At 60.9% G+C, this 23,523-nt stretch carries 22 protein-coding genes; 14 read left to right on the top strand and 8 right to left on the bottom strand.

Annotated elements, in window-relative coordinates; all coding sequences use genetic code 11:
• Window positions 1-15: 15 nt before the first annotated feature.
• Window positions 16-495, bottom strand: coding sequence for a MarR family transcriptional regulator (locus P0Y58_18285; protein WEK28855.1), 480 nt, complete (start codon window positions 493-495; stop codon window positions 16-18).
• 174 nt (window positions 496-669) lie between these two features.
• Here P0Y58_18285 and P0Y58_18280 point away from each other — a divergent pair, with 174 nt between their 5' ends.
• From P0Y58_18280 to P0Y58_18265, 4 genes are all read left to right on the top strand, one after another.
• Window positions 670-1,794 (top strand): amidase, encoded by a 1,125-nt coding sequence (locus P0Y58_18280; GenBank protein ID WEK28854.1) that lies wholly within the window; start codon window positions 670-672, stop codon window positions 1,792-1,794.
• 7 nt (window positions 1,795-1,801) lie between these two features.
• Window positions 1,802-2,317 (top strand): nuclear transport factor 2 family protein, encoded by a 516-nt coding sequence (locus P0Y58_18275; protein ID WEK28853.1) that lies wholly within the window; start codon window positions 1,802-1,804, stop codon window positions 2,315-2,317.
• A 127-nt stretch (window positions 2,318-2,444) separates the two neighbouring features.
• Window positions 2,445-2,615, top strand: a complete 171-nt coding sequence (locus tag P0Y58_18270; protein ID WEK28852.1) for a hypothetical protein — start codon at window positions 2,445-2,447, stop codon at window positions 2,613-2,615.
• Window positions 2,616-2,619: 4 nt separating this feature from the next.
• Window positions 2,620-4,107 carry an aldehyde dehydrogenase family protein gene (locus tag P0Y58_18265; protein ID WEK28851.1) on the top strand — a complete coding sequence of 496 codons (1,488 nt, stop codon included), beginning with the start codon at window positions 2,620-2,622 and terminating at the stop codon, window positions 4,105-4,107.
• A 141-nt stretch (window positions 4,108-4,248) separates the two neighbouring features.
• On the opposite strand, the gene P0Y58_18260 is transcribed toward P0Y58_18265, so the two are convergent.
• Window positions 4,249-4,593, bottom strand: coding sequence for a hypothetical protein (locus P0Y58_18260; protein WEK28850.1), 345 nt, complete (start codon window positions 4,591-4,593; stop codon window positions 4,249-4,251).
• On the opposite strand from P0Y58_18260, the gene P0Y58_18255 reads away from it, so the two are divergent.
• Complete coding sequence (locus P0Y58_18255; GenBank protein WEK28849.1) at window positions 4,588-5,247, top strand: helix-turn-helix transcriptional regulator; 660 nt, start codon at window positions 4,588-4,590, stop codon at window positions 5,245-5,247. The genes P0Y58_18260 and P0Y58_18255 overlap by 6 nt on opposite strands.
• A gap of 317 nt (window positions 5,248-5,564) precedes the next feature.
• Window positions 5,565-6,461, top strand: a complete 897-nt coding sequence (locus P0Y58_18250; GenBank protein WEK28848.1) for a hypothetical protein — start codon at window positions 5,565-5,567, stop codon at window positions 6,459-6,461.
• Window positions 6,462-6,635: 174 nt separating this feature from the next.
• Here P0Y58_18250 and P0Y58_18245 read toward each other — a convergent pair whose 3' ends face one another.
• From P0Y58_18245 to P0Y58_18225, 5 genes are all read right to left on the bottom strand, one after another.
• Window positions 6,636-7,052 carry a low affinity iron permease family protein gene (locus P0Y58_18245; GenBank protein WEK28847.1) on the bottom strand — a complete coding sequence of 139 codons (417 nt, stop codon included), beginning with the start codon at window positions 7,050-7,052 and terminating at the stop codon, window positions 6,636-6,638.
• A gap of 230 nt (window positions 7,053-7,282) precedes the next feature.
• The gene (locus P0Y58_18240; protein WEK28846.1) at window positions 7,283-8,401 is read right to left on the bottom strand and encodes a mechanosensitive ion channel family protein; all 1,119 of its coding nucleotides are present in this window, start codon (window positions 8,399-8,401) and stop codon (window positions 7,283-7,285) included.
• 315 nt (window positions 8,402-8,716) lie between these two features.
• Window positions 8,717-10,123, bottom strand: coding sequence for an efflux transporter outer membrane subunit (locus P0Y58_18235; GenBank protein WEK28845.1), 1,407 nt, complete (start codon window positions 10,121-10,123; stop codon window positions 8,717-8,719).
• Window positions 10,120-13,266, bottom strand: coding sequence for an efflux RND transporter permease subunit (locus P0Y58_18230; GenBank protein ID WEK28844.1), 3,147 nt, complete (start codon window positions 13,264-13,266; stop codon window positions 10,120-10,122). The genes P0Y58_18235 and P0Y58_18230 overlap by 4 nt, the downstream gene beginning before the upstream one ends.
• A gap of 35 nt (window positions 13,267-13,301) precedes the next feature.
• Window positions 13,302-14,423 (bottom strand): efflux RND transporter periplasmic adaptor subunit, encoded by a 1,122-nt coding sequence (locus tag P0Y58_18225; GenBank protein ID WEK28843.1) that lies wholly within the window; start codon window positions 14,421-14,423, stop codon window positions 13,302-13,304.
• Between the two features lie 203 nt (window positions 14,424-14,626).
• Here P0Y58_18225 and P0Y58_18220 point away from each other — a divergent pair, with 203 nt between their 5' ends.
• On the top strand, window positions 14,627-15,397 hold the full coding sequence (locus P0Y58_18220) for an IclR family transcriptional regulator (protein ID WEK28842.1): 771 nt from the start codon (window positions 14,627-14,629) through the stop codon (window positions 15,395-15,397).
• Between the two features lie 10 nt (window positions 15,398-15,407).
• Here P0Y58_18220 and P0Y58_18215 read toward each other — a convergent pair whose 3' ends face one another.
• The gene (locus tag P0Y58_18215) at window positions 15,408-16,112 is read right to left on the bottom strand and encodes an FCD domain-containing protein (GenBank protein WEK28841.1); all 705 of its coding nucleotides are present in this window, start codon (window positions 16,110-16,112) and stop codon (window positions 15,408-15,410) included.
• Between the two features lie 172 nt (window positions 16,113-16,284).
• Here P0Y58_18215 and P0Y58_18210 point away from each other — a divergent pair, with 172 nt between their 5' ends.
• The 7 genes from P0Y58_18210 (at window position 16,285) to P0Y58_18180 (ending at window position 23,353) form a co-directional block, all read left to right on the top strand.
• On the top strand, window positions 16,285-17,118 hold the full coding sequence (locus P0Y58_18210) for a fumarylacetoacetate hydrolase family protein (protein ID WEK28840.1): 834 nt from the start codon (window positions 16,285-16,287) through the stop codon (window positions 17,116-17,118).
• Window positions 17,119-17,194: 76 nt separating this feature from the next.
• On the top strand, window positions 17,195-18,115 hold the full coding sequence (locus P0Y58_18205; GenBank protein WEK28839.1) for a VOC family protein: 921 nt from the start codon (window positions 17,195-17,197) through the stop codon (window positions 18,113-18,115).
• Between the two features lie 102 nt (window positions 18,116-18,217).
• The gene (locus tag P0Y58_18200) at window positions 18,218-19,849 is read left to right on the top strand and encodes a bifunctional 3-(3-hydroxy-phenyl)propionate/3-hydroxycinnamic acid hydroxylase (GenBank protein ID WEK28838.1); all 1,632 of its coding nucleotides are present in this window, start codon (window positions 18,218-18,220) and stop codon (window positions 19,847-19,849) included.
• A 67-nt stretch (window positions 19,850-19,916) separates the two neighbouring features.
• Entirely contained in the window at window positions 19,917-21,269 is a 1,353-nt protein-coding gene (locus P0Y58_18195) for an outer membrane beta-barrel protein (protein WEK28837.1), read from the top strand.
• 50 nt (window positions 21,270-21,319) lie between these two features.
• Window positions 21,320-21,574 carry a hypothetical protein gene (locus tag P0Y58_18190; GenBank protein ID WEK28836.1) on the top strand — a complete coding sequence of 85 codons (255 nt, stop codon included), beginning with the start codon at window positions 21,320-21,322 and terminating at the stop codon, window positions 21,572-21,574.
• 3 nt (window positions 21,575-21,577) lie between these two features.
• Window positions 21,578-22,351, top strand: a complete 774-nt coding sequence (locus P0Y58_18185; protein ID WEK28835.1) for an ATP-binding cassette domain-containing protein — start codon at window positions 21,578-21,580, stop codon at window positions 22,349-22,351.
• A gap of 42 nt (window positions 22,352-22,393) precedes the next feature.
• The gene (locus tag P0Y58_18180) at window positions 22,394-23,353 is read left to right on the top strand and encodes a zinc-binding alcohol dehydrogenase family protein (GenBank protein WEK28834.1); all 960 of its coding nucleotides are present in this window, start codon (window positions 22,394-22,396) and stop codon (window positions 23,351-23,353) included.
• The last annotated feature ends 170 nt before the right edge of the window (window positions 23,354-23,523 follow it).

The following is a 23,523-nucleotide window of genomic DNA, read 5'->3' as shown; positions in this document are numbered from 1 at the left end:
CAACAGCCCCGGCAATCACAACGTCTCGAGGTTATGAAAAACCACCTCGAGCATGCGGTTCAAACGCTGCACTTGAGCTTCGGTCAGCCCTTTGAAGCTGCGTTGGAACAGCTCGCGGGTCACGTCCTGCATGCGTTCGATGTTCTCCAGGCCAAGCTCGGTGATGCGGACCTGGGTCACGCGCCCGTCCTCAGGGCTGGGCGCGGTGTCGACCAGGCCATCTTCCTTCATGCGGTAGACGATCTTGGTGATGGTCGACAGCTTGGCGATGGCATGGGTGGATATCTCGGAAATGCTTGATTCGCCGTTCTCGTTGAGTATCCACAGCACGCGCCAGCGTGGCACATCGAGGTCGATCTTCTTGAGCAGGCGTTCCATGTTCTGGGTGTAGCGGCCATGAACGCGGGCAAGCCAGTAGAAGGGGAAGTCTTCCTTGCGAAATTCCTCGCTGGCCGGGTCGTGATGGCTGTGGCCTTTGCTTTTCGAGTTGCTCATCGGTTCACTACTTGTGCGGAAATAGTCGCGACATCATAGCCGTTTCAGCGAATTTGGCTACCGCAAAGCGCCGCTTGCTTAGTGGAATGTTCAGTTGACATTTCACGTAATTGATATGCATGTTAACGGCTGGGCCAATGCCCGGCATCCATTCTTGAACAGGGCTGCATAATAATGACAATCATAGTTGAACACCTTGATCTGGGCGGTAGTGGTCCCCGGGTCGTGGTCAAGGACACCCTTGATGTCGCCGGCACCGCGACCCGCGCCTCCAGCCAGGCGCTGGAGGACGCGCCGCTTGCCGAGCAGCATGCCGAAGTGGTGGGCAACTTGCTGGCTGCCGGCGCGCGCCTGACCGGCAAGGTCAGCCTGCATGAACTGGCATTCGGCACCACCGGTATCAACCGCTATGCCGGTACCGCAGCCAACCCACGCTTCCCCGGGCGTATCCCCGGCGGTTCTTCCAGTGGCTCGGCCGCCGCAGTGGCCGCGGGCCTGGCCGACTTCAGCCTGGGTACCGATACTGGCGGCTCGGTGCGCATCCCGGCGTGTTGCTGCGGGGTGTTTGGCTTCAAACCCACCTTTGGCAGGGTCAGCCGCAAGGGCGTGATGCCGGCGCGTACCAGCCTCGACTGCGTCGGCCCGTTCGCTGCCAGCCTGCCGATGCTGGTGCGGGCCATGAGCATGATCGACCCGACGTTCACCCCAGCCCAGGTGCCCGCCAATGCCCGTATCGGTGTGCTGCGTGTCACCGCCGAGGCGGGGATCCACAAAGTGGTTCAAGGCGCCCTGGCGGCCACTGGCCTGCCGTTGGGCAATGTGGAGTTCAAGCACTTCGGTGCCGCCTATGAGGCTGGCATGGTGGTGATCAACCGCGAAACCTTCGAGGGCTGCGGTCACCTGCTGGAAACCGGCAAGGTCGGTGCCGACATCGCCGGGCGCCTGGCGGCTGCAGGGCAGACCAGCGACAGCGCGCTTGCCGAGGCCGAAGGCGTGCGCGCGCGCTTCACTGCGGAAGTCGACCAGGCGCTGACGCACTTTGACGTACTGGCCCTGCCGACCATGCCGGACTTCCCGCTGCGCCTTGAAGATGCCGCCGACACCCGAGCGGTGCTGGGTATGACTTCGTTGGTGCGGCCGTTCAACTTATCCGGGCACCCGGCAGTGAGTATCCCGCTGGGCAGTGAGTGCGGCTTGCCGGTCGGGCTGCAATTGGTGGCGGCCAAAGGCGCCGACGAACAATTGTTGGCGATTGCCGAGCGGCTGTTGCTCAACCTATATGCCAACACTGGCCGCTGAGGTCGCAATGAACGCTATTGTCGAATTGCAGGCACGGTTGCAGCGCTTTGAAAGCCAGCAGGCCATTCGGGTCTGTATCAACCGCTACATGGAGCTTTGTGACCAGCTGGATGCCAGCACACCGCTGGATGAGCTCGCTGGGTTGTTCAGCCGTGAAGCGCTGTGGGAAGGTAAGGGGGCCAAGTACGCCGCAAGTTTTGGTGGCTACAGCGGGCGTGAGGCGATACGGGCGATGTTTGCCACCTATATGAAGACGCCGGCGCACTTCGCCTTGAACGTGCATTTCTTGACCAGCGAAGTCATCGAGGTAGACGGCGAACAGGGCATGGGCCGTTGGGTGATGTTGCAAACCAGTACCTTTGCCGACGGCGCCTCGCACCTGAATGCTGCGCGCTTGACCGTAGGTTTTGCATTTGAAGAAGGGCAGTGGCGGATAGCGCATTTTCAGACTGAAAACCTGTACAGCCGGCCAGTGACGCAGTGGAACAGTGATGCTCCGCTACCGGTGCCAGACAAAACCTGACCGGCAACCGTTGGCAGGCTCGACCCAAAATGTGGCAGGGGTGAACCAGAACGGTGACGGGTGTTGTTGCAGACTCAAGGTCTGGGGCAACAACGCCCACTACCGAAACTGTTACAGGAGAGTTGAAATGTCTGTCGCACACGCCGTCCAGCAACTGCCAGGCTCACGCTATCGAACGTGTGCTGCAGGTTTCGCCGCCGATGCCCCAGTATCGGGCGAGGGCGCGCCGGGCATCGTGCAGGGAAAAGCCTGGCAGATTGCCGCAGATTTCTCCCGCATGGGCCAGGGTGAGGGGTGATGGCATGAGCGACATTTCGCTGCTTTCCTGCGTACATCGCTTCCTCGAAAGCAACCCTGGCAGCTTCGTTGATGGCCAGTCGGTGAGTGAGCCAGGCGCCGAGCTGTTCGAGGTTTTCAACCCTTCCAACGCCTCGGTGCTGACGCGGGTTGCCCATGCCAGCGAGGCATTGGTCGACCGTGCGATTCAGGCCGCGCACAGTACCTTCCATGGCGTGTGGGGCAACACTACGCCCTACCTGCGCGGCGTCGCATTGAACCGCTTGGCCGACCTGATCGAAGCGCATGGTGAGGAACTGGCGCAACTGGAGTCACTCAGTTCGGGCAAGTCGATCCACCTGACCCGCGGGTTGGAGGTTCCACAGAGTGTGGTGTTCCTGCGCTACTTTGCAGGTTGGGCTACCAAGATCCACGGGCAGTCCATGACGCCGTCGCTACCGTCCTTGCAGGGCGAGCAGTATGCGGCGTTCACCCGGCGCGAAGCGGTTGGCGTGGTGGCAGGTATCACCCCGTGGAACTTCTCGTTGATGATTGGTATCTGGAAGATCGCCTCGGCGCTGACCTGCGGCTGCACCATCGTGCTCAAGCCCAGCGAATTTACGCCCCTGTCGCTGCTGCGTATCGCCGAGCTGGCCATTGAGGCCGGCGTGCCAGCCGGTGCATTGAACATTGTCAACGGCACTGGGCGCATTGGCCAGCAGTTGATCGGTCACAGGGACATTGCCAAAGTCTCGTTCACCGGTTCCGTGCCGACCGGCGTGGCGGTGGGCAAGGCTGCGCTCAGTGCAAATCTTACCCGTGTGACCCTTGAGCTGGGCGGCAAGAACCCGGCAGCGTTCCTCGCCGACGTCGACGTCGATGCCGCCGTCGAGGGTATCCTGCAAACCGCCTACGTCCACCAGGGCCAGGTATGCGCCGCACCCGAGCGTTTGTATATTCACCGGAGCAAGGTCGAGGCCATCTGCGCCAAGCTTGCTGAACGCTTGGGCGCGATGAAGGTTGGCGGCGCGCTGGATGAGTCGGCGCAATTCGGGCCACTGGCCAACAAAGCGCACCACGACAAGATCGTTGGTTTCTTCGCCCAGGCCAACGCGCGTGGCCAAGTGATCTGTGGCGGCAACCCCCTGCCAGGGCCGGGCTACTTCGTGCAGCCGACCTTGCTCCGGGCTGTCGATGAGCATGACCCGTTTCTGCAGGAGGAAACCTTCGGCCCGATCGTCACCGTGTTGCCGTTCGACGATGAGGACGAACTGGTGCGCTTGATGAACGATTCGCCCTTCGGGCTGGGCGCCAGCGTGTGGACCAACGACCTGTCCAAGGCGATGCGGCTGATTCCTAGAATCGAGGCTGGCACGGTGTGGGTGAACATGCATACATTCCTCGACCCGGCGGTGCCGTTTGGCGGGGTCAAGGGCTCCGGCATCGGGCGTGAATTCGGCAGTGCATTCATCGATGACTACACCGAGCTCAAGTCGGTCATGATGCGATTCTGATGCACCGCCTTTTGGGGAGGCGAAATGGAAACACCAAGGGGCGCTTCGGCGCCCCTTTCCATGCCTCGATATCCACCTGAGCCAAGCGTGCAGCAGTGGCGCGCCAGGCGGTCATGAAATTGGCCCGAGCCTTGCGTCTTCTTACTCGAACAATAATTTTAAAGTAACGGTTAGGTTATGCACGCCCAACGGCAGCGCTTCGATGACGTCAATGCTCACGCCAATGCCATCGTCGGATGGCAACAGACTTACGACCAGATGAGTGCCGGAAGCGCCCATACTGAGCTCACCCACCTTACAGCAGACCGGTTCCAGATCTTTCGCGAATGCCTGGATAAGCGTGTGGTCCAGCATGGGGCTGCGCCAGCGCGCAGATTTTGTCTGGCGATACCGGCGTGCGGTGGACGGGCAGGTGTGTTTCAGGGCAATAGCGTCGGTGACGCGGATGTCACCCTTCTTCACAGTGGTCAGGAGTTCTTCGTGCATGCCGTCGAAGGCATGGACTTGCTGGCGGTTAGCGTTGATGCCCAACGCCTTGAGCAACTGGCTGATCGGGAGTTCAGCGCGCCTGAGCTGCGTAGGCTGAACAGAACTACACGGCTAAATGTCAGCCCGTCGTTTCTCGGGGCTGTACGCCAGCAGTTGCAGGCCATAGTGGATGTGGTGCTACAGGGCCAGCCGTTGGGGCCAGAGCAGGTGGAGGACCAATTGCTTGAATGCATGCTGGTGCTGTTGCAGCAGGAGTTTAAAGGCGCTGGCACGCGCTGTGGCAACGTCGCAGTCAGCGCCTACCTGGTCAGGCAGACGCATCAGATGGCATTGGACTTTCTGGACGAACCCTTATCGGTGTTGCAGGTGTGCGAGCGTTTGAATATCAGCCGTAGCACCCTACAGCGCAGTTTTCTCAGCGTCACCGGTTTGCGCCCAGTCGAGTATCTACGAGCCTTGCGCTTGAATGCCGCGCGTCACCGCCTGCAGTGCACGTCCGTCGAGCAATTCACCGTGGCCAGGGTGGCCTGCGATGTTGGCTTTACGCACCTAGGGCACTTCGCGGGGGCCTATCGTGATCTTTTCGGCGAGGTGCCTTCGCTCACTCGCCGCAGTGGTTCGGCGGGTGAGGTGAAGCGAGCCAGACGGTAGGGTTCGTGCGTTTGCGTGCCTGGAGCGCGTCGGTCGTTCATGTCGGTGGCAGCCAGCACAAGCGGCGCGCTGGCGCCAAGACACAGTGCCAATAACAACGATTGGGACTTGATAACATTATGGTGTAGCTTTTTAGGATGTTCACCCTTTCTTCGTCCTTTCTGGGCGTTAAGGGGTATGCGTCCGGCCAAGACATCTACCCAGCCGGACTCCGCTAGACTTGATTAGCCCCGTAAAGCACCGCCCGCACACAAAAAACTGACACTGGAATTGCCATCAGGATCCAGGCTACCTGAACTCACGCTCAAGGACGTGTTATGACTTACAACGAATTCATCAGCTATCTCGCAGATCAGATTCTCGATATTCGCACACGAGAAGGTAGATCCGGGCATATCCTGATTTTTTCCTCTTACGCCAAGGCTGGCACCAAGGCCGCGCTTGAGTGCAGGTCATTTTTCGACCGTTTTACGCTCGACGAAGGCCCACACAACGACTACAACCCAAACAGCAAGGTTTCGACCGAAGCTTATCGCACAGCATTGTATTCACAAATAGCCGCTGCAGTTGGCAATAAAACGGGGTCGGCTGGTGCGCAGACCAACGCAAGGTTCCTGGACTCTGTGCTTGTAGAGGGGGTTGGCTACGGCGGTAGCGTCTCGAATCAGCGGTTTTCACGAGTGGCCGCTGAGCACGTGGCGGGTCTGATTGTCTTTGAGCGCACCTGTGCAGAGTGCGGTGCAAAGTACACGGTTGAGCTTAAGGGACAAACTTACCAGCTAAAATCTAATCACCCGCCAACCTGTACTCCTAAACGAGTTGCCTCAGTGCAGCCAGTCCCTATCCAGGTGACCCCTGCGCCAGCTGCTCCTGAAACCCCTAAGCCTCAAGTAACTGCGAAGGCTGAAGGTGGGAGTGAGCCGCTTATGCTGCGCTACATGCGCTGGGAGGCCCGGCAGACGAGCGTAACAGGGCCAGTCATACCTCAAAACTTGCTAGAGCCAACTCAGAAGCCTGCCTACGACTCGCCAGCATATCGGGCCAATGCCAAGGCTGCATTGCAGTTGTACGCAGACTTTCTTAAATTTTATGTTGAAGATCCATCTCCGAAAAGCTGGCCAGAGGATAACCAGCGCGCGGTGGAGCGCATGTACAACGTCGTTATGCGCACGATATTCAACTTCGATCCAAGCGCAAACAAGAAACAGCAGTGACCAATGTGTGAATAAATCGGCAAGCGTACGGGCGTACCGTTTTGCACGACTAAGCTTGACGCCACCTCTTTTTAAGCCGTGGTCTATCGAAGCGCTCGCAGAGGCTGTCGGTAAGGCCCTTCAGTCCTCGACGCCCTTGGGAGCTTCGCTGAATCCATCTGGCCATAAGCAGATCTAGCGCTGCTGATTGTCACGGGCCGCATCCTCTCCCAGCTGCTCGACGGGCTTTTCAGGATGGGTTTCGCACTGGCTGCCCATGGCTCGGTATTCCTTGCGTAGCTTATGAATTTGCCGATTATCGAGCGCTTCGAGATCAAGCACCGACTGGTGTGCTGATTTGGTTGCCCTGATCAGCTCGTCCAGCTTCACATGGATGATGTCGTTATCACGATTTTGGGTGTTCTGGATGAGGAACACCATGAGGAACGTGATGATGGTGGTGGACGTGTTGACGATCAGCTGCCAAGTATCGTTGTAGTGGAACCAGGGCCCGGAGGCTGCCCACATGGCGATCAACACCACGGCGATCAGAAACGTGCTTGGCTTGCCCGCGTGATTGGATAGCCATTGGCAAAACTTTGCGAATTTCATGTTTATGCATCTCCACCGCTGTCTATCAACTCTGACCACAGCGAAGCGCAGAAATCTTTTTTTACATTTCGCCAGGGCATCCGGCGAACGGAGTAATCGCAGCGGAACGGGGAATGCTGGATGCGAGGCAGCGTGGGCTGCTGGGGTGGTTCGGCATTCGAGGCATTGGTAGCTCTACTACCTGTTCTATGCCATCAATCACGGCCTGTTACCAGGCTCTGCAGTGGAAGTCAGCAATTGCTCAGGCCCTGTCGACCGGGCGCCAAGAGGTTGGCCTCTTGCGGCAATGCGGTGACCTTGATCGCCCGTACCGGTAAGGCGAACTTTGCACCCACTTTGGAAAAGCGCTCGAGCAGCTGGAAGTTGATGGCCTGCTGGATGTCCATGTACAGGTTGTAGCCAGAGTCCTTGACGATGTACACGCACTCGAACTCCAGCGCTTCCTTGCCAAAACCTCGCAGGTGAGCGCGGTCGAAGCGTAGTTGCTGTTGCGCTTTGATTGCTTCTTCGACGATGGCAGGCACTTTTTTCACGGCCTCCGTGGGCGTGTCATAGGAAAGGCCGAATTCGAACACGACGCGCCGTTCCTGCAGGCGTTTGTAGTTCTGGATGGTGCTGCTGATCATGCTGGCATTGGCCATGACGATCTGTTCGCCACCCAGGCTGCGAATGCGCGTCGTTTTCAAGCCCACATGTTCGACGCTGCCGGCCAGCGGGCCGACTACGATGAAATCGCCCACCTCGAACGGTTTATCCACGGCGATCGACAGCGATGCGAACAGGTCGCCGAGGATGTTCTGCACGGCCAGCGCCACGGCAATACCGCCGACGCCCAGACTAGCGACGAACGCTGTGATGTTGACGCCCAGGTTGGATAGCATCGCCAACACCACCACCGACCACAGCAGCACCCGCGCGCCCCATGCCGACAGGGTGGCCAGCGCGCTGCCTTGGTTCAGGCCGTCGGCGCGATGGCGCGCGAAGTAGCGGTTAAGGCCCAGGCCGATGGCGCGGTTGGCCCACAGACCGATTTGAAGGGCGGCGACCACGAACCACAGACTGCTGACCCGCGTCAGCCAACGCTCCGGCAGGTCGAGCATGCTCAGGCCTACCAGCAAGGAGGCGAGCAACAGCAGGAAATTGCTGGTGCCAGTCAGCACCTTGGCCAATACGTGGCGGAGCACACCGTCATGTTCAGACCAGCGACGGATGCGGTGCAGCAGGAAGCTGATGGCGGCGCGGGAGACCAGAAAGGTCCCGATGGCAACAGCCAGAGCCAGCAGCAGGTTGAGGATGGAAATGCCGAACAGGGTGGTGTCGGTGAACAGGGTTATGATGCGGTCATTCATGAGCAGCGCGCCTCCCGGGTGCCTGGTTTGATAGGTAAGTCCTTTTCATGGGATGTCCCGTGGGCGCCATAGGTCGATCCGATTTCATAAAATCAGCTTACCCCGCTCAGGTCGCGCTGTTTTGGCTGTTCAATCCGATTGCGCCAATGGAACGACGACCGCACCTGGCGACTCCATTGCAGCAACGGCGTGCTATGGATGAAATCGAAAAACACCCCCAAAAATACCCCGCGATACCCCTACTTCTGATGTTGACGTATAAAAAGGGGCTCGAATAAATCGAGCCCAAAGGGAGGAACTGCTTTGCGCGGGTTGTTACAGGCTCATCGGTACTTCAGCCTCTCCACCACCCAGTGCCTTGTACAGTGAAATAAGGTTGGTGATGCTTGCCAGCTTCACCGTGATCAGGTCTTGCTCAGCGCTGAACAGGTTTCGCTGGGCGTCCAGCGTATTGAGGTACGTATCGACGCCTTCGCGATAACGGCTGTCTGCCAAGGCATAGCTTTTGCCATTGGCCTGGACGCGTTGGTATTCGGCTAGCACTTGTGCGTCCAGATAGGCCTTCGCCACCAGTGCGTCGGACACCTCGCGGAACGCCGTCTGGATCGCCTTCTGGTAGTTCGCGACTTCAATCGTCGCCTGCACCTTGGCGACATCCAGGTTCGCCTTGTTTCGGCCGTAGTCGAAGATCGGAAGCGTGATGGTTGGCACGAACGACCACGCACCTTGCCCGCCGGCGAACAGGTCGCCCAACTGTGCGCTGGCCGAGCCCGCCGACGCCGTCAGCCTGATGCTTGGAAAGAACGCGGCCCTGGCTGCACCGATATTCCCATTGGCGGCCTTGAGCTGGTGCTCGGCGGCCAGGATGTCCGGCCGCAAGGTCAGCAGTTCGGATGGCATTCCGGCCGGCAGGTCGTCCTTTAGCGTAAACGCGTCCGCTGAGATGGCCGTGAAGGCCGTTTCGGGTAGCGGCTTGCCCACCAGCAGCACCAGGGCGTTCTTGTCCTGTTCTACCAGGCGTTGGTAGCGTGCCTTGGCCGATTCGGCCGTCTTTACCGTGCTTAGTGCCTGGCTCAGGTCCAGCTCGGTCGCGACCTCTTGCTCGTAGCTGCTGGCGACCAGTGCATAACTCTGCTGCTGGCTGTCCAGTGTGCGCTGGGCGACGGCCAGCAGTTGCTGGTCTGCCTGCAGTTGGAAATACGCCGCCGCAACCTGGGCGACCAGCGAAAGCTTGGCACTGCGCTTGGCCTCTACCGTAGCGAAGTAAGTCTCCAGCGCCTGTTGGTTCAGGCTGCGAACCCGGCCAAAGAAGTCCAGCTCATACGCGGTGAAACCCAGGCCGGCACTGTAGTTGTGCGTCGTCTCTGTGCGCTCGGTGGCGCTCAGGTCACGGGGTAGCCGTTGACTCGCACCGGCACCGGTTGCGTTGATCGAGGGCAACAGGTCGGCACGTTCAATGCGATAGAGCGCCTGGGCCCGCTCGATGTTAAGGGCAGCCACGCGGTAGTCCAGGTTGTTGGCCAATGCTTCCTTGATCAGCGCCTGCAGGGATTCGCTGCGCAACAGCTGCTGCCAGGTGACGCTCGGCGAACCGGCCTCCGAAGGTACGCTGTAGGCATGAGCAACGGGCGCTGGCGGTCGATCGTAGTGCGGTATCAGCGAGCAACCGCTGACGGTCAACAGCAGAGCGCCCAGGGCGCAATTCATCGGTTTGTTTTTCATGCTTCTGCCCCGTGCTTGGCGGCTTCGTTTGTGGTTTTTACAGACTTTTGAGTGAACAGCCGGGTGATTACCACGTAGAACAGAGGGACGAAGAACACCGCCAGGAAGGTCGCCGTGACCATGCCGCCGATTACCCCCGTGCCGATGGAGTGTTGGCTGCCGGAGCCGGCACCATTGGAAATCGCCAAGGGCAGCACACCCAGCATGAACGCCAGCGAAGTCATGATGATCGGCCGCAGGCGCAACCGCGCCGCTTCGATGGCCGCGTCCAGCAAGGGCTTGCCGTGCTCTTCATGCAGAGCCTTGGCGAACTCGACGATGAGGATCGCGTTCTTTGCCGACAGGCCCACGGTGGTCAGCAGGCCGACCTGGAAGAAAACGTCGTTCGACAGGCCACGGCCCAGGGTCGCAAGCACCGCGCCGATGACCCCCAGCGGCACGACCAGCATGACTGCGACCGGAACCGACCAGCTCTCATACAGGGCCGCAAGGCACAGGAACACGATCAGAATCGACAGCGCGTACAGTGCCCCCGACTGGGAGCCCGACAGGCGTTCTTCATACGAGATCCCGGTGAACTGCAAACCGATGCCATCGGGCAACTGCCGTTCGATTTCCTCTACTGCATCCATCGCATCGCCCGAGCTGTAGCCCAAGGCCGGCTCACCTTGAATCTGCACGGCGGGCACACCGTTGTAGCGCTCAAGCTTCGGCGAGCCGTAGGTCCAGTAGCCACTGGCGAACGACGAGAACTTGACCATTTCACCTTTGGCATTGCGCACATACCACTTCTCGAAGTCTTCGGGTGAGATGCGTGACTGAATTTCGCCCTGAACATAAACCTTCTTCACCCTGCCACGATCGACGAAGTCGTTCACGTAGGCCGAGCCCCACGCTGTACTCATGGTCTGGTTGATGTCGGAAATGCTGACCTGAAGTGCGCGGGCCTTCTCGTTGTCGATCCTGACCTGGTATTGAGGCTCGTCGTTGAGGCCGTTTGGCCGCACATTCATCAGCCGAGGGTCCTTTGCGGCCAGCGCCAGGAACTGGTCTCGCGCTTCCATCGGCCGCGCGTGGCCCATGCCGGTGCGGTCTTGCAGGAACATGTCGAAGCCTTTGGCATTCCCCAGTTCCAGAATGGCCGGTGGCACGATGGCCACGACGTTACCGTCCTTGATCTGCGCAGCACGTGCCTGTATCCGTTTGGCCAGCGAGAAGATCGAGGTGTCTGCGCCGCTACGTGCCTCCCAGGGTTTCAAACCGATGAACAGCATGCCCGAGTTCTGCCCTCGGCCTGCAAAGTTGAAGCCGTTGACGGTGTAGGCAGACTCCACCACGGCGGCCTCGTCATTCAGCAGGTAGTCGCGCATTTCGTTGAGCACGACCTGGTTGCGCTCGGCGCTGGCGTTCGCTGGCATCTGTACCTGAACGACCATGGTGCCCTGGTCTTCGTCCGGCAGGAACGCAGTCGGGATACGGGTGAACAACAGCACCACGGCGCCTACCACACAGAGATAGATGACCAGGAACAGGCCCTTGCGCCTGAGGATTCCGGCAACCCCGGCCTGGTAGCGGTCTGCGTTGCGGTCGAACATCCGGTTGAACCAGCCGAAGAAACCGCGCTTTTCCAGGTGGGTATGGTCGACAGGTTTGAGGATGGTCGCGCAAAGGGCAGGGGTGAAAATCAGCGCCACCACCACCGACAGTGCCATCGCCGAGACGATGGTAATGGAGAACTGTCGATAGATGATCCCGGTTGCTCCGCCGAAGAACGCCATGGGCACGAACACGGCCGACAGCACCATGGCAATACCGATCAGTGCACCCTGGATTTCGCCCATCGACTGTCGCGTGGCTTCCTTGGGTGACAACCTCTTTTCCACCATGACCCGCTCGACGTTTTCCACCACCACGATCGCATCGTCGACCAGCAAGCCGATCGCCAGCACCATGCCGAACATGGTCAGGGTGTTGATGGTGAAGCCGAAGGCCGCCAGCACACCAAAGGTGCCCAGCAATACGACCGGCACGGCCAGCGTCGGGATCAGCGTCGCGCGCAGGTTCTGCATGAACAGGTACATGACCAGGAACACCAGCACGATCCCTTCGAACAGCGTTTTCACCACTTCGTGTATCGAGGCGGAAACCACTGGCGAGGTGTCGTAGGGGAAGACTACCTTCAAGCCTTTGGGCAGGTTGGGTTCGATCTCGGCAACGGTCTCGCGCACCGCCTTGACGGTTTCCAGCAGGTTGGCACCGGTGGCCAGGCGCAGCGCGATGGCAGCAGCAGGCTTGCTGTTATAGGTGCCGGAAATCGAGAAGTTTTCTGCGCCCAGGCCGACTTCGGCCACATCTTTCACGCGTACCTGGGAGCCATCCGGATTGACCTTCAGCAGGATTTCCCGGAACTGCTCGGCCGTCTGCATCCGCGAGGTGCCCAAGATCGTGGCATTGAGCTGTACGCCCTTGTGGGTAGGAAGCCCGCCGAGCGAGCCCGAAGAAACCTGTACGTTCTCGGACTGGACCGCGTTGATGACGTCCTGAGGCGTCAGTTGGTAGCTGACCAGTTTTTCAGGGTCTATCCAGATGCGCATCGCGTACTGGGCGCCCAGCATGAGGTAGTCGCCGACCCCCTTGGTACGGGTAATCGGGTCCTTCATGTTCGAGACTATGAAGTTGCCGATGTCGAAGTCGTCCATCGAGCCGTCTTCGGAGTACAGGCCCACGATCAGCATGAAGTTGACCTGGTACTTGGCCACCCGCAGGCCTTGTTTCTGCACCTCTTGAGGCAGCAATGGCGTAGCCAGCTGGAGCTTGTTCTGCACCTGCACCTGGGCGATGTCGGCATCGGTACCCTGGTCGAAGGTGACGATGATGCTCAGGCTGCCGTCGCTGTTGCTTTCCGAGGTGATGTAACGCAGCCCGTCGAGGTTGTTGAGCTGCTGCTCGATCACCTGTACCACGGTGTCCTGCACGGTTTGCGCCGAGGCACCGGGGTAGGTGACGGTGACAATGATGGCCGGGGCGGCGATGTTGGGGTACTGATTGACTGGCAATTTCAGAATCGACAGCCCACCCGCCAACATCAGCACGATGGCGATCACCCAGGCGAAAATCGGCCGGTTGATGAAAAAGTTGGACATTTTCGGTAGTTCCTTCGCAGGGAAAGCTGCCAGCGCTACTGGGCCGCGCTGGCCATCGCCGGGTTGGGTTGAACGTTGCGCGCTGTCGCCGCTGTGACCTGTCCGCCGTCCTTGACGCGTTGCACGCCTTCGGTAATGACCCGGTCTCCGGCTTGCAGGCCCGCCCCCACCAGCCACTCGTTGCCCAGGGTGCGCAGCAACTGCACTTCACGCAGTTCGGCCTTGTCGCCATCGCCCAGCACAAACGCGGTTGCCTGGCCTTTCAGGTCGCGGGCAATGCCTTGTTGCGGCACCAGAACGGCGTTGTCGCGCACGCCTTCGGTCACGGTCGCGTGCACGAACATGCCAGGCAGCAGCAGGTTGTCTGGGTTGGGAAATGCCGCGCGCAGGGTCACCGCGCCGGTGCCAGGGTCGACGGTCACTTCAGAGAACTTCATGGCGCCGGTAAGCCGGTAGGCCGAGCCGTCTTCGAGTTTCAGCGCGACCTTGACCTGGCCTTGGGCGGCCAGGGTGAGTTCGCCGCGCTCCATTTCGCTGCGCAACCTGAGCATGTCCACCGAGGCTTGCGTCACGTCGACGTAGATCGGGTCGAGCTGGTTGATCGAAGCCAGCGCATCGCTCTGGTTCTGGCTGACCAACGCACCCTCGGTGACCGCCGAACGGCTGATCCGCCCGTCGATCGGTGCCAGCACTTTGGTGTACTCCAGGTTGATCTGCGCCATGCGCAAGTCTGCCTGCGCCTGTTCTGCCGCGGCCACCGCATCATCGTACTGCTGGCGGCTGATGGCGCGGCTTTCGACCAGGCGCTTGTAGCGCTGCGCCAGGTTGCGCGTGGTGTTCACGGTGGCCTGTGCTTTGGCCACGGCCGCCTGGTAGGTCGATGGGTCGATCTGGTACAGCTGCTGGCCCTTGTTCACGACTGCGCCTTCGGCAAACAGGCGCTTTTGGATGATGCCACTGACTTGCGGGCGTACTTCGGCCACACGAAAGGCCGCGGTACGCCCTGGCAGGTCGCTGCTGAGCAATACGCTTTGCGTCTTCAAGGTGACATAGCCCACCTCAGGAGGTTTGGCCGGGGCCGCGGCCTCCTGTTCCTTGCACGCGGACAAGGCCAGCACGGCCATGGGCAAGGCATACAGAAGATGTCGATGTCTCATTTCAGTTCTTCCTCTTCACAGCATGCACGCGACCACCTGCTGATGGTCGTCGAAATAAAAAACCACAATGCGGTGCAATGTATCATAATGCGGTGCATTGACGTGAAGCAATACGGGAAGTGAAACGAGCGATCGAGAAAAGGCGATGTAGAATCGCCGCCATTGAAGAACGCGCAGGGCTGCGGCCCGGGATGAAAAGGCTTATGACGGACGAGATCGATAAAGACGGCGAGGGCAGGGCAGGTGGCATCCAGGTCATTGCCCGGGCCAGCGCCATCATGCGCACCCTGGGGGCAAACCCGAAGGGCCTGTCGCTGGCGGCGATTGCGCAGGAAGTGGGCTTGGCCAGATCCACCGTGCAGCGCATTGTTGCCGCGCTGGAAGTCGAAGCACTGGTGGAACCGGCCCGCCCGGGCAATGGTTTCCGCCTGGGCCCGGCGCTGGCGCAGCTGATTCACCAGAGCCACCGGGACATCATTTCGATTGCGCGCCGCTCGCTGGAAACGCTATGCAACGAGGTGCAGGAAAGCGTCACCTTGTCGTGTATCAGCGGCAATCAGATCGCGGTGATCGACCGAGTGATCGCAGAGCGCGAACTGCGCGTGGTGTTCCCCATGGGCCAGTCGATGCAGATGCATGCCACCGCAGATGGCAAGGCGTTGCTCTCGACCCTCACGGATGAGCAGGTGCGCGAACTGTTCCCGGAGCCATTGCCGAAGCTGACCGACACCACGCTGAGCCTCGATGAACTGCTGGCTGAGCTTGCGATCATTCGCAAGACCGGGGTGGCCATCGACAACGAGGAGCATGTCAGCGGCATCAGTGCCTGCTGTATTTTGATCCCGACCTTCATGGGCCCGCATGCGGTGGCGATCGTTGCGCCCACGGCGCGGTTTGCCAAACGCTCGCAAGCGCTGATCACCGCGCTCGTCGAGTGCAAGGCCAGCATTTCGCAACTGGCGGGTGGGGCGTAAAGCTCTTCGCTTAGCCCTGAAGTGCCTGGTGCGTAAGCACGCTACGGGTGGTGCTCTGGTAATGCTCGGCGAGCAAGGCGCAGGCTTTGTCGATGTCGCGCGCCAGGCAAGCCTCCAGCAGCGAACGGTGCTCATGGGGCACATCACGTTCGGCACCTTCCGGGTAGTGCACCGACAGCATCCGGTAGCGTGCGGTCTGGTCACGCAGCATTTGCGACAGACGCAGCAGCCACGCTGAGCGGCAATTGGCGAGCAGTGCCTGGTGGAACACCTCATGGGCGTTTTCCCATTCGGGTTTCATCAGCCGCTCAGGGCCTTCGACGATCGGCAATCGGTCAAGGCGGTGGTGGGCGGCGATCAGCTGGCTTTCCCACTCCAGGTCGCCATGGCGAATGGACTCGGCCAGGGCCTGGCACTCGATAAGGACACGCGCCTGGGTGATATCGAGGATTTCCTCGGCGGAAATGCGCCCGACACTGAAACCTTTCTGGTCTTCCGAGGAGACGAAGCCGCTGCTGGCCAGGCGTGACAGCGCCTCGCGCAAGGGAATGACCCCGGCATCGTAGTGCTCGGCCAGTTCCTTGAGGCGCAGGCGACTGCCCGGTGCCAATGTACCGTTGATTATGTCCTGACGTACCCGGGCCTCCAGTTGCGAGGCCATGGTGCGTTTTTCCGAGGCGACGGGCTGCGACGCCCAGCGTTCGGCTTGATTCATGGGCTGTACCAGGATGGTTGCTGATGCAGACGATCATACACATCATGGCTCTTTATCGATAATCCGTAAAAAATATATTTTTACGTTGACGGCATATTTTCTCCGGATTAGCTTAGGGTCCATGCCGCCCTGCCTGGCGGCCGTTACGAATTCACAATAAGAGGTGAGCTCCATGCGTTATGTTCGTTTCTCTCATCAAGGGCGTCCGGTACTGGGTGTACGCACTCCCGAAGGCGTCCGGGTTCTGGGCGAGGAGTCGCTGGAGTCGTTGCTGGCTCGTGGTGTCGACCTGACGACCTTTGGTGCCGAAGGGCAGGGCGCGCTGGTCGAGATCGGCGAGCAGGATTACCTGCCGTTGATGAGCCGCCCCACCAAGATCGTATGCGTGGGCCTGAACTATGCCGACCATACCAAAGAGTCGCCCTACGCCCAGCCGGATTATCCGACGCTATTCCCGCGCTTCAACAGCAGCCTCACCGCGCATAACAAACCGCTGATTCGCCCACGCATTTCCGACACCCTGGACTACGAAGGCGAAATGGCCGTGGTGCTCAAGAGCGGTGGTCGTCACATTTCCAGGGAGCAGGCGCTGGAGCACGTCGCGGGCTACGCGCTGTTCAACGAAGGCTCTGTGCGCGAGTACCAGTTCAAGTCGCCGCAGTGGACCGTCGGCAAGAACTTCGACGACTCCGGTGCCTTCGGCCCGGACCTGGTGACCGCAGACGAATTGCCCGCCGGCGGCAAAGGCCTGCTGTTGCAGACCCGGGTCAATGGCAAGGTGGTGCAATCGGCCAACACCGATGACATGCTGTTCGATGTGGCCACCATCATCTCCACCCTCAGCGAGGCGGTGACGCTGGAAGCCGGCGATGTGATCGTCAGCGGCACGCCGGCCGGCGTTGGTTTCGGGATGAACCCCAAGGTTTACCTCAAGGCCGGCGACATCGTTGAAGTGTCTATCGAAGGTATCGGCACCCTGGTTAACCCCATCGTTGACGAAGCCTGATTGCTCCCGGGCACTCCCGGCCTGATTGAAGCCTCTCGCTCCGAGGCTTCGACGAAAGAACAATATGGAGGCGATCATGACTGTCACGACACGTGCTGTGCATTCGATCGATCATTACGCGCTGTTCGTGCCCTCGTTGCCTGACGCACGGGCATTTTTCGCAAGCTTCGGCCTTGCGGTCGGGCAGGGCGAGGACAGCCTGGAACTTTGCGCTGGCGACGGTCACCGTTGGGCGCGCGTGTTGCCGGGGCCGGGCAAAAGCCTGGCGTACCTGAGCCTTAACTGCTTTGCCGAAGACTATGCCGCGCTGCGCCAGCAGGCTGAAGCCGCCGGCGCCCGGTTTGAAGAGGGCGATGGGGAAGGCTTCTGGTTCCGCGACCCGGACGGCAACCTGCTGCAGGTGAAAGTCGGCGCCAAGCATATGCCCAACAGCAAGCAGGCGGTCGCCAGCCGCCAGGCGGCCGTGCGCGGCGCCAGCACCCGTGATGCGGTGGCTCAGGTGCATCCGCGCCGGCTGTCTCACGTGTTGCTGTTCAGCCCCGACGTAACCCGCGCCGTCGACTTCTATGCCCGGGTACTCGGCCTGAGGCTGTCCGACCACTCCCAGGACATCATTGCCTTTACCCACGCCCCGCATGGCTGTGATCATCACCTGGTGGCGTTCTGCAAGAGCAGCGCCAAGGGTTTTCACCACGCCGCCTGGGAAGTCGACAGCGTCGACGACGTCGGCAACGGCGCCGAGCAGATGGCCAACGCCGGCTATCGCCAGGGCTGGGGCACCGGGCGGCATTGCCTGGGCTCGAACTACTTCCACTACATCCGCGATCCCTGGGGCTCGTTCTGCGAGTACTCGGCGGACATGGACTTCATCGACGCCGGCAGCCAATGGCCGGCCGGGGATTTCCCCCCGGAGAACTCGTTGTACCTGTGGGGCCCTGAAGTCCCCGAGTACTTCGTCCTCAATACCGAGACGGACAGCGCGCCAGTCAACGGCTAGCGCTTCAACGACGCAGGTCGCCATCACCCCAGGCACCTTCCTGACATGCAGGGAGGCGGGGAGCGGCTTGCCCAAGACCCACCCGGTTTCAGGTCAGAACAGATGAACAAGAACAACAAGATTCATGACGTAGCCATCGTTGGCTACGGCCCCGTCGGCCAGACCCTTGCCATTTTGCTGGGCCGCATGGGCTACAGTGTGGCGGTCTATGAGCGCTGGCAATCCCTTTACCCGCTGCCGCGTGCGGTGTTCCACGACCACGAGATCCGTCGCGTATTCCGCATGATGGGCCTGGAGGACGAGCTACAGCACATCTCTCAGCCTTCAGCCTGCTACCAGTGGTTCAACGCCGACTGGAAAGTGCTGGTGGAGATAGACTGGTCCGCCGAGTCGATCAGTGATGGCCCCTTCGGCTATCTGTTCAACCAGCCAGCTCTGGAAGCGGCTCTGGACCGCAAGGCCAAGGCCATCGCCAACGTCGAGGTCCACCAGGGCTGGGAAGTGCTGGAGCTGAGCCAGGACGATCAACTGTGCACCCTGCGCATGCAGCGTACCCCGCGCGACGGCCAGGCCCAGCAGGGCGAGGAGCGCCAGGTACGGGCACGCTTTGTGATCGGCGCCGACGGTGCCAACAGCCTGGTACGCCGCCAGTGCGGCATTGAATGGCAGGACCTGGGCTTCGAGGAAGACTGGCTGGTGGTCGACCTGCAACCCAAACCCGGGGTCGAGCTGGATGTCCCGGATATCGGCCAATGGTGCAATCCCGCACGGCCGACCACCATGGTTCCGGGCGGGCCGGGTTATCGTCGCTGGGAGTTCATGCGCCTGCCCCACGAAAGCATGGAAGACCTGCAGGACCTGGACAAGGTCTGGGCGCTGCTGTCGCCTTGGGTCACCCCGGACACCGCCACCCTGGTACGCCATGCCGTCTATCAGTTCCGTTCGAAGATCGCCCACACTTGGCGCCATGGCCGTGTGTTGCTGGCCGGCGACGCTGCGCACCTGATGCCGCCGTTCATGGGGCAGGGCATGTGCTCGGGCATCCGTGATGCCTGGAACCTGTCCTGGCGCCTGGACCTGGTCTTCAAGGGCTTGTGTTCCGAGCAGTTGCTGGACAGCTACACCCTGGAGCGCAAACCGCAGATTCGCGCAGTTATCGACGCTTCGGTCGAGATGGGCAAGGTGGTGTGCGTGGCCGACCCGCAGAAGGCTGCTGAGCGTGACGTGGCTTTCCTTTCCGGCGACGTGCCGCCGCTACCGCCATTCCCCGGGCTCAACGACGGCGCCGTGTTCAAAGACCCGCGCAACGGCCGAGCACTGGAGTTGGCCGGCTCTCTGGGCGTGCATGGGCAAATTGTGCATGACGGGCGTCAGCAGCGCTTCGACGACGCGTTTGGTCGTGGTTTCCACCTGCTGAGCATCGACAGCGACCCGTTGGCCGGCTTGAACCCTGCACACAAAGCCTTGCTGGAACACTTGCAGGTCACCGTTGTGCGCTTGAGCGAGAACGGCGCTGCGGGTACCTGCCTGGACGTCTCCGGCAAGTACCATGCGTTCCTGCGTGAGTCAGGCGTGAGGACGGTGCTGGTACGTCCGGACTTCTACATCTATGGCGGCGTCGATGACATTGGCGAACTGCCGCACTTGCTCGACGCGTTCCAGCGCGACCTCAAGGTCCAGAATGTTCGTGGGGAACCCCAACAGTTGAACCAGCCGCTCGCGGCACAGCGGTAAGCCCCGCTGCCGCGAGGGCGGGTTCTCTCGCGGCAGCGTTCTGACAACAACAATAAGAGACAGCTCAATGCACAACATCAAGGTGAAAGCGCTTGGTGCGGTTCTGGCCGCCTTGGCGATCATCGAATGCCATGCGGCCGAAGCACCGGCGCCTGGGGAGGGCGCGATGTTCAGGGGGCTGTTCGGCGACAGCCTGGAGCGCGATTACGGCATCACCGTGTCCGGCCTGCTGGATGTCGCCTACGTGCGCAACAACCGTTCCTCCCATGACGAACGCGAAGACGGCCTGAGCAACCTGCCGCTGACCGGTATGTCTGATGAAGGGCTGGAGTGGGGTGGCTTGCACCTGTTCGTCGACAAGCCGCTCAAGGGCACCTTCGTGCCGCGTATCACCCCGTTGCCGGGCCCCAAGCCCGAGGACTTCGCCTTTGGCTTCACCTTCGAGGCCAACTATGGGCGCAACGCCCAGTTCGCCCGGACCTTCGGCTGGGACATGCACTGGGACATGAACGAGGATGACAACGCCAAGGCGCAGCGGGACAAGGACCGCTTCCTGGCCATTCCCAACATCGCCGCCACTGCCTATGTGCCCTACGGTCCGGGTTTGAACTTCATGGCCGGGGTATTCGGGCCGGCGCTAGGCTACGAGATTCCCCCGAACGTACGCCAGGCGCGCAACCCATTCGCCAGCAAGACCTACGCGTTCGTCAGCGAGCCAGGAACGGTTTCCGGCGTGCTGGTCGGCACCCGTCTGCTCGACGGCAACCCCGGCATCCTTGGCCTGGAGGTGGGGGTGGTGCAGGGCTGGAACAATCTGCGTGACAACAATGATGGCAAGTCGGTGATCGGTGCACTGCGCTGGCGTACACCTGACATGAACACCTGGGTCGACTACGAGTTCATCGTCGGCGACGAACAGAACGACAGCGTCAGCGATGTGCAGGCCCCGACTTCGCGGCTGATCGCTGACAGCGGCCAGCTCAAGCAACAGCATTCGCTCAATGGCTGGCACCGGTTCGACGAGCGCTGGTCGATGGGTGCCGAACTGGTCTATGGCCACCAGCGCGGCGATGGCAAGCCCTCGACCGTGGACATTGTGAGCGGCCCGGGCTTCGACGGGGCGCGCTGGTGGGGTGCCAATGCCGTGCTCACTTACCAGTACCGCCCGGATCTGGCGTTCTCGGTGCGCGGTGAGCACTTCAGCGACCCGGACGGTTTCATCCTGTTTCCCACCAGCAGCAGTCGCGGCGATTTCAAAGCCCTCACCGCCGGGCTGCGCTGGGACGTCAGCGGCAACCTCTCGCTACGCCCGGAACTTCGCTACGACTGGTTTGAAGCCCGTGAACACGACCGCCCTTATGGCAACGGTCGCGACCGCTCGCAACTGACCGCGATGGTCGAAGCGCTGGTCTATTTCTGATTGCCATTAACCGCCCTGAGTACTTCTACCATGCATAGCAACGACAACCAGTGGAATGCGCGTTACGGATACATGGCCGTCGCATCGATGGCAACCTGCTGAACATCCGCAGCCAGTCCTTGCGCACCACCACGGACGCCGAGCACTCGCAGGCTGCCAGCGAAGTGCTGGCGTGCCTGGCGCATGGATTGCGGGAAGTCGTGGAACCTTCCGGCTATAGCGTAGGTGTGCGAGCCATGAAAAGATCAGCGGGTTATCGACGGATGCATTTGCCCCAGCTTTCCCTGCCCCATGCCGATGAGTGAAGAATGATCGAATTCCACAATGTTACCGCCTTCCAGCAGCAGACCCGTGTGCTCGACGGCTTCTCCCTGCGTATCGAGGCGGGCGAGAAGGTTGCCATCCTCGGCCCCAATGGCGCCGGCAAGAGCACCTTGCTTAAGTTGATTACCCGTGAGCTTTACCCGGTCGAGCGGGCTGGCACGTATCTGAAGTTGTTCGGTGACGAGACCGTCAACCTCTGGGCGCTGCGCAGCCGGATCGGCTTCGTCTCCCAGGACCTGCAGGAAGACTACACCCCCTTTACCCAGGCACTGGATGTAGTTGTTTCCGGCTTCTTCGGTGCCATCGGCGCTCACGGCCACCTGCAGCCCAGCGACGAGCAGCGCGAACAGGCCCGCCAGTTGTTGGCCGTGGTTGAAATGGCCGGGCACGAACACACCATGTTCCAGCGCCTCTCCACAGGGCAGAAGCGCCGCCTTCTGCTGGCCCGCGCCTTGGTCCACCAGCCGGGTGCGTTGATCCTTGACGAGCCGGCCAACGGCCTGGACATGGGCGCGAGCCTGGGAATGCTCACGTTGCTGCGCAGCTTCTGCAGCCAGGACCACGCCATGATCATCACCACCCACCACATCGACGAGATCATCCCTGAGATCGAACGCGTGGTGTTACTCGACAAGGGCCGTATTGTTGCCGACGGCCCCAAGGCCGAGGTGCTTACCAGCGCGTCGCTGTCCGCCCTTTACCAGACCGAGTTGCGCATCACCGAGCAGGACGGTTGGTACCGTTGCTGGCATGCCTGACCCACACGCTCAATACCCTTTGATTTACTGGAGTGAACATCCATGAAAGCTGCCATCGTCCACGCCTTCGATCAGCCACCGCGCTATGGCGAGATTGACGCACCGCAGGCTGCGCCAGGCGAAGTGCTGGTACGTGTCTGCGCGGCCGCACTCAGCCAGCTGGTTCGTGCCCAGGCCAGTGGCAAGCACTACAGCAGCGGCAAGACGCTGCCGTTCGTACCCGGTGCCGACGGTGTCGGCATGCTGGAGGACGGCACCCGCGTGTATTTTGCGTTTCCCCGTGGGCCGATCGGTGCGATGGCCGAGACCGTGGCGGTGGATGCGCGCAACTGCGTAGCCATACCGGAAGGCGTTGACGACATCACGGCGGCGGCAATTGCCAACCCGGGCATGTCGTCCTGGGCGGCCTTGCAGGAGCGTGCGCACTTCAAACCCGGTGAGCGGGTATTGATCAACGGTGCGGCAGGTGTCTCCGGGCGCCTGGCGATCCAGGTTGCCAAGCATCTGGGCGCTTCGCGCGTTGTGGCCACTGCGCGTAACCCTGCGGTGGAAGCGGAGCTGCGTGAACTGGGTGCAGACCATTTCATCTGCCTGAACCAGCCGGTCGCAGAGCTGACGGCGGCACTGCGTGAGGAAATTCAGGGGCGGGGGATCGAGGTCGTTCTGGACTACCTCTGGGGCCAACCGGCAGCGTGCATCTTTGATGCACTGGGCGGTCATGGCAACGGCGAGGCCGCGCCGCGCCTGCGCTTTGTGAATATCGGAGCGCTGGCGGGCGCCACCCTGCCCATGAGCCCTGGGGTGTTGCGCAGTTCCGGGCTGGAGATGACGGGCAGTGGCCTGGGCAGTGTCTCCAATGAAGGGCTGGTGACAGTGGTCGGGCAATTGCTGCACGCCATCAAGACTGTCGGTTTGAGGGTAGAGGCCGAGGCGCTGCCGTTGAGTGACGTTGAAGCGAGTTGGCAGCGTGATGCTGGGCAGCGGACGGTGTTTGTTCTGTAAGGCAAGCCGCGCTTACCTTCAGCGCGGTTGTTTTGCTGGAAACGCTTCTCGCCGCCGAACTTGCCGTCAGGTACTGCGTATTCTTCAAAGACTGTCAGGAACGCCAAAGAACATTTGGACTAGCCTCTAGGACGGTATTTCAGGCTCTAAAAAACAGAAATATACCCGCA

The organism is Candidatus Pseudomonas phytovorans (genome assembly GCA_029202525.1).
GTDB lineage: Bacteria > Pseudomonadota > Gammaproteobacteria > Pseudomonadales > Pseudomonadaceae > Aquipseudomonas > Aquipseudomonas phytovorans.
This window is presented reverse-complemented; position numbering and strand designations above follow the sequence as displayed.